5 protein-coding genes and 1 pseudogene (1 of these 6 only partly in view) are annotated in these 5,805 nt (G+C 46.1%); 4 read left to right on the top strand and 2 right to left on the bottom strand.

The window, feature by feature from the left end:
- The 3 genes in view from ACTF5U_RS03930 to gcvH are tightly spaced (each overlapping or abutting the next) and all read left to right on the top strand, a layout consistent with a single transcriptional unit that may run on beyond the window.
- Positions 1 to 930 carry the 3' portion of a glycoside hydrolase gene (locus tag ACTF5U_RS03930; RefSeq protein ID WP_438970339.1) on the top strand. The gene continues 840 nt to the left of window position 1, outside the view, so 930 of the gene's 1,770 nt are visible here — the last part of the coding sequence; its start codon lies beyond the left edge, outside the window; it ends in the stop codon at positions 928 to 930.
- The gene (gene malQ, locus ACTF5U_RS03925) at positions 930 to 2,378 is read left to right on the top strand and encodes a 4-alpha-glucanotransferase (RefSeq protein ID WP_438970338.1); all 1,449 of its coding nucleotides are present in this window, start codon (positions 930 to 932) and stop codon (positions 2,376 to 2,378) included. Before ACTF5U_RS03930 ends, malQ begins: the two co-directional genes overlap by 1 nt.
- Positions 2,378 to 2,761, top strand: a complete 384-nt coding sequence (gene gcvH / locus ACTF5U_RS03920) for a glycine cleavage system protein GcvH (protein ID WP_438970337.1) — start codon at positions 2,378 to 2,380, stop codon at positions 2,759 to 2,761. The genes malQ and gcvH overlap by 1 nt, the downstream gene beginning before the upstream one ends.
- Here the strand turns inward: gcvH and ACTF5U_RS03915 are convergent.
- The gene (locus tag ACTF5U_RS03915) at positions 2,737 to 3,858 is read right to left on the bottom strand and encodes an anhydro-N-acetylmuramic acid kinase (RefSeq protein WP_438970336.1); all 1,122 of its coding nucleotides are present in this window, start codon (positions 3,856 to 3,858) and stop codon (positions 2,737 to 2,739) included. The genes gcvH and ACTF5U_RS03915 overlap by 25 nt on opposite strands.
- A gap of 4 nt (positions 3,859 to 3,862) precedes the next feature.
- Positions 3,863 to 5,455, bottom strand: coding sequence for an OapA family protein (locus tag ACTF5U_RS03910; protein WP_438970335.1), 1,593 nt, complete (start codon positions 5,453 to 5,455; stop codon positions 3,863 to 3,865).
- Positions 5,456 to 5,587: 132 nt separating this feature from the next.
- On the opposite strand from ACTF5U_RS03910, the pseudogene ACTF5U_RS03905 reads away from it, so the two are divergent.
- Positions 5,588 to 5,805 (top strand): annotated as a pseudogene (locus tag ACTF5U_RS03905) (tyrosine--tRNA ligase); the annotation flags it as partial.

Here is a 5,805-nt window from a genome sequence, read left to right as displayed (position 1 = left end):
CCGGGCGGTGAAGAGCGGGCGCACTGGCATATGGAGGAGGGACTTCGTGTTTTTGAATCCTTTTTCGGCTTCCGTCCCAAAGGCTGCTGGCCTTCCGAAGGTGCTGTTTCAGAAGCTACGCTGAAACTGATTTCCCAACATGGCTTTGAATGGGCTGCGACTGGTGAAAATGTGCTGCGAAATAGTCTCAAACTCTCAGGTTTGGATGGTGCGAGCATTCATAAGCCATATAAGATGCCCGGGGCAAGTCCTGCCTGCTTTTATCGTGATGATGGTCTATCCGACATGATTGGATTTACTTATACCAAATGGGGCGCCGATGATGCTGTAAATGATTTTATTCACCATCTGCTTAACATTAAAAAGAATACTGAAGGCGACCATGATCGTGTCGTTTCCGTCATTCTTGATGGCGAAAATGCATGGGAATATTATTCCTACAATGGCTATTATTTCCTGCAATCCCTCTACAAGCGCCTGCAGGACCATCCTGACATTGAACTCACTACTTTCAGTGAAGCTTTGCATAACGGCGTACTGCCAGCACCCTTACCGAAAATGATGGGAGGTAGCTGGGTGTTTGGTACATATTCGACCTGGATTGGGGATCCAGACAAGAATCGTGGTTGGGACTTACTCAGTGAAGCTAAACAGGTCTATGACAAGGTCATGGCTACGCAGAGTTTTGATGAGGAAACCAAGCAGGCTCTCGAGCGCCAACTGGCCATTTGTGAGGGGTCAGACTGGTTTTGGTGGTTTGGTGATTATAATTCCTCAGATAGCGTCAGCGACTTCGAACGTCTCTATCGCCTACACCTGTCCAACTTGTATCAGATGCTTGGAGAAGAAGTACCACAGACCCTGTCTATGGTTATTTCTCATGGTGGTGGTGGCGTTGAGCAAGCAGGCACAATGCGGCGTGGTGGTTAATGAAACAGGCAGATATCTTTGAGCAAAGGCGGACCGGGGTTTTGCTTCATATTACAAGCTTGCCATCCGGCAATATGGGGGCGGATGCCTACCGCTTCGTCGATTTTCTGGAAGCGTCAGGTGTTTCTGTCTGGCAGATGTTACCACTTGGACCAACACACGATGATCGCTCGCCTTACCAATGTCTCTCTGCTCATGCGGGCAACAACCTTTTAATTTGTCGGGATAAGCTCCGGGCTGAGCCCTGGATAGAGCCGAAAACGCTCAATGACCCGAAAATGTCACGATTACTGGCCAATGCGTATCGTCAGTTTGAAGCTCGTGCTGATGAGGTCGAAAAACAGGCTTTCCGAGACTTTTGTCTGCAACAGCAATATTGGTTGGATGATTACGTTTTATACCGTGAAATTCGTCATCTACACCAGTCCAGAGCATGGTTTGATTGGCCAGTTGAGCTACGAAACCGTGATTTGGAAGCGATTAAAAAAATCTCCGCAGAGCGTGAGAGCGCACTCACAATACGCCAGTTTGAACAATTTATATTTTACCGACAGTGGCATCAACTGCGTAGCTACGCTAATGACAAAGGCGTCAAATTATTCGGTGATATGCCCATCTTTGTCGCACATGACAGTGCTGATGTGTGGGCAGAACCGGACTTATTCACTTTGGATAAGCAAGGGCAACCGACCAGAGTGGCCGGTGTACCACCTGATTACTTTTCTGAGACCGGGCAACGTTGGGGGAATCCACTTTACGAATGGCATAAACACATTGAGCAGAATTTCGATTGGTGGCGAAGACGATTACAGACTCAACTGGAATTGTTTGATCTCATTCGTATCGATCATTTTCGGGGGTTTGAATCTTGTTGGGAGATTCCTGTTGATTGCGAAACAGCGATCGAGGGGAAATGGGTTGTTGCTCCCGGTGAACAGTTATTTGACCGTTTACTTGAGGTTTTTGGTGAGTTGCCGTTGGTCGCAGAAGATTTAGGCATCATTACCGAACAAGTAACAGCTCTCAGAGAAAAGTATGGTATGCCTGGCATGAAGATTCTGCAATTTGCATTTGGTGGTGATGCCAGTAACCCTTACTTACCGCATCAGCAATGTGAAGATAGTGTTACTTACACCGGAACTCACGATAACAATACAACACTTGGTTGGTATGAGGCCTTGGAGCCACATGTGAAGGAGCACATGCACGCCTACATGGGAGAAACTTCTGAGCCTATGCCCTGGCTACTCATCCGTTCAGCATTGCGTTCAGTATCAGAACTCGCCGTGGTGCCCTTGCAGGATGTGTTGTCGTTGAATGCAGACCACCGCATGAACGTGCCTGGCACAGTAGAAGGTAACTGGGGCTGGCAATTTAACTGGGATATGGTGTCGGATGATATTCCTGCTAAAATTAAGAATCTCAATGCGTTATATGGACGAGTCTGATGGAGCCGAATCCGGATCATTTACGTTATGCACCCACGCATGAATGGGTGAATGAAGACGATACTGACCTGACCGTGGGGATTACCGAGCATGCTCAGGATCAATTAGGTGACGTTGTGTATGTCTCCTTACCGCAACCTGGGACACACTTTGCAGCGGGTGATGTGTGTATGTTTGTGGAGTCTGTGAAATCCGCTTCCGATATTCACATGCCTGTCAGTGGAACAATTCTGACGATTAATACAGAACTGGAAGACAGTCCCGAGCTGATTAATCAGGATGCGTTTGGAGATGGCTGGTTGTTTAAAGTCATGCCTGACGAGGATGCATCTTTGGATGCGTTAATGGATAGCTTTGGCTACGATGCTTCGCTTGACGAATAAATTCCACCCAAAATAGTGGGTTTGCTAGCACCGGTGACAGCGGGAAGATTACCTGATTGATGGTTAATAGTCTGCATGCCAAGCCAGGCAAAGGCACATGCTTCGACCCAATCAGGTGCTAAGCCTAAGTCAGCCGTATTATGAACATTCATGTCTGAGAGCTCATCTTGTAAAGCCTGCATCAAGACCGCATTATGAGCGCCACCACCACAAACAAACAGACTACCTGAGGTTGCTGCATAGGTTTTTACGGCGTTAGCTATCGATCTTACGGTGAGTTGCAAGAGTGTCTTCTGAATCGATTGCGCTTTGATTGGTGTATCAAATTCGACCAGCTTATTCGTCAACCATGTAAGATTGAAATGTTCGCGACCAGTACTTTTGGGTACATCCTGTAAAAAAAAGGGATCCATTAGTAATAAGGAGAGCAATTCATCATCAACCTGACCATCCCGTGCCCACTGACCATTTTCGTCATACAAGGCTTTATGGTGTTGTTGATACCATTGGTCCATCAGAATATTACCTGGGCCAGTATCAAAGCCTAAGGTAGGCTTGTGGCTATCTGCAGGCAGAATAGTGATATTGCTTATGCCGCCAATATTAGCAATAACTGTGTCTTCGTCGGCATTATGAAACATAGCTTTGTGAAAAGCGGGGACGAGTGGAGCACCTTGGCCACCCAGCACCATATCGCGTTGGCGAAAGTCAGCCACCGTTGTGATCCCTGTTAATTCTGCAACAACACTGGCATTTCCTATTTGCATACTGAATGGATAGGCAGCTTCTGGTGCATGGAAGATGGTCTGGCCATGACAGCCAATCGCATTGATTTCCGATGGTTTAATATTGGTTTCAGATAACAACTGGAGAATCGCGTCACTATATGCATGACCGAGTGCAATATCCACCTGACCCAGCTGCTGTAAATGAGCCCGCCCCGTATTAATTAGGGTGAATAGGTCATCACGCAGACTTTTTGAGAATGGAAAGGTTTCAGCGGCACGAAGCTGTATTTTGTTGTTGCTGATATCAACAATAGCAATATCAATCCCGTCCAGGCTTGTACCTGACATGACACCGATGAACAGAGCCATAAAACTAAGGCTGATTAAGTGCTAACACAGGAAGCTGAAGTTGTTCTAACTGAGCTAGCAATGGTTGAGATTTTTGTTTGAATTCTGCCATATATTTGGCATCCAGAGGCTGTGCCTTTGGCAATGCCACTGTTAACGGGTTGCGGTGCACGCCGTTAACGCGGAATTCGTAGTGCAGGTGAGGCCCGGTTGCTAGACCACTGCTACCAATATAACCAATGGTTTGCCCTTGTTTTACACGCTGACCATTACGCAAGCCTTTTTTGAAGCGAGACATATGTGCATAGAGCGTCGTGTACTTTCCACCATGTGAAAGAATAACAGTGCGACCATATCCACCTTTTGTGCCAACAAAACTGACTTTTCCGTCACCGGTTGCCAGAATAGGAGTACCTGTTGCTGCAGCATAGTCAACACCGCGGTGTGGACGGCTGGTTTTCAAAACCGGGTGTTTTCGGTTTGGGTTAAAGCGTGAACTGATACGTGAAAAGTGCACTGGTGTTCGAGTGAAGGTTTTACGCATACTATCGCCATTAGGCGCGTAGAAGTGACTGTTGCCCTCTGCATCGGTGTAGCGAAGAGCCCGGAAGGTCTTGCCTCTATTAGTGAATTCAGCTGCTAGGATGTCGCCATCATCAAATTTCTCACCATCGAGATAAGATTCTTCGAAAATCACTTTGAAGTTGTCGCCTTGACGGAGATCCAAAGCAAAGTCAATATCCCAACCGAAAATATGAGCTAGTTCCATAATTAACTTGTTCGACATGCCAGACTTCAGACCGGCTTCAAATAGTGATCTTTCAATCTGACCGGCCACCTGTTTTTGGCGTTTGTCAGTTTCTCTCGTTAAAGTCTCTACTGCAAAGCCATTTTCAGTGGCTGTTAGTTGTAATTTTTCAACAGGACTTAGCTGCAACTCTATTTGCTTGAGCGTGGTTTTATCGTTGTCAACCTGACTGAGGCCGAAGCGCAGAGTCTGGCCGGGCTTCAGATTAAGTAAGGGTTTAATATCATCACCGGTCTGCGCCACATTGTAGACATCACGTGCAGACAAACCGACTCGGGGGAATATCAATGAAAGGTTGTCGCCACTTTTCACAGTTATTTCTTGCCAGTTTAGGCTTGATTTTCCAGATGCGTTGCTGTTTGTTGCGATTTCCGATGCAACAGTTTGTTCTGATGTTATGGCTTCAGTCGTTTCAACTGCTTTGTCTTGATTGATGTGGAAGCGTTCAAGTGCATCAGATTCAGAAATCTTGACATCATTTTTATTGGGGACCGGCACGCGATTGATTGCAGGTGCGTTAACGACAGTAGTTTTGACTGGGTGAGCCAGACTTAATGGCTCTATCTGGTTTGAGTCTGAAGACGTATCAGAGAGCAACTGGGAACCTGTCTGGTTTGGCAGTATGATGGATTGTGATTTAGTTTCAGTATTAACGGGTGTGCTTGTCGCCAGAACGATGGTGGTGAGAAACACGCCAACCATGGACAACAATGATAATGCAAAAATATGACGTCGTTTGCTATGTGGTACTTTTTCGCTCGAGAACAGTCTTGCTTTAGGTGATGAGTTCAAAAGTCTATTACGTTTCATATGCAAACTCTTGCTGAAATTAAAAATTCTTTCAATTCTGGCAGCATTTTCACTGAATTGGAAGACCTTAATTGATACTTCTTATGATAATATCGTCGCCCACTTATCAAACTTAAATTCGGAGAGCAGTAGATGACCCTTGTACAAGAGGCGATGACAGAGATTCGCCGTGGTGCTGATGAAATCTTAGTAGAAAGCGAACTGGTCGAAAAACTCGAAACGGGCAAACCGCTTCGTATTAAAGCTGGTTTCGATCCTACCGCACCGGATTTACATCTGGGTCACACGGTATTGCTTAATAAACTCAAGCAGTTTCAGGATCTTGGCCATCATATTTTATTCCTGATTGG

The sequence above is a fragment of the Methylophaga sp. genome, assembly GCF_965655755.1.
GTDB lineage: Bacteria > Pseudomonadota > Gammaproteobacteria > Nitrosococcales > Methylophagaceae > Methylophaga.
This window is presented reverse-complemented; position numbering and strand designations above follow the sequence as displayed.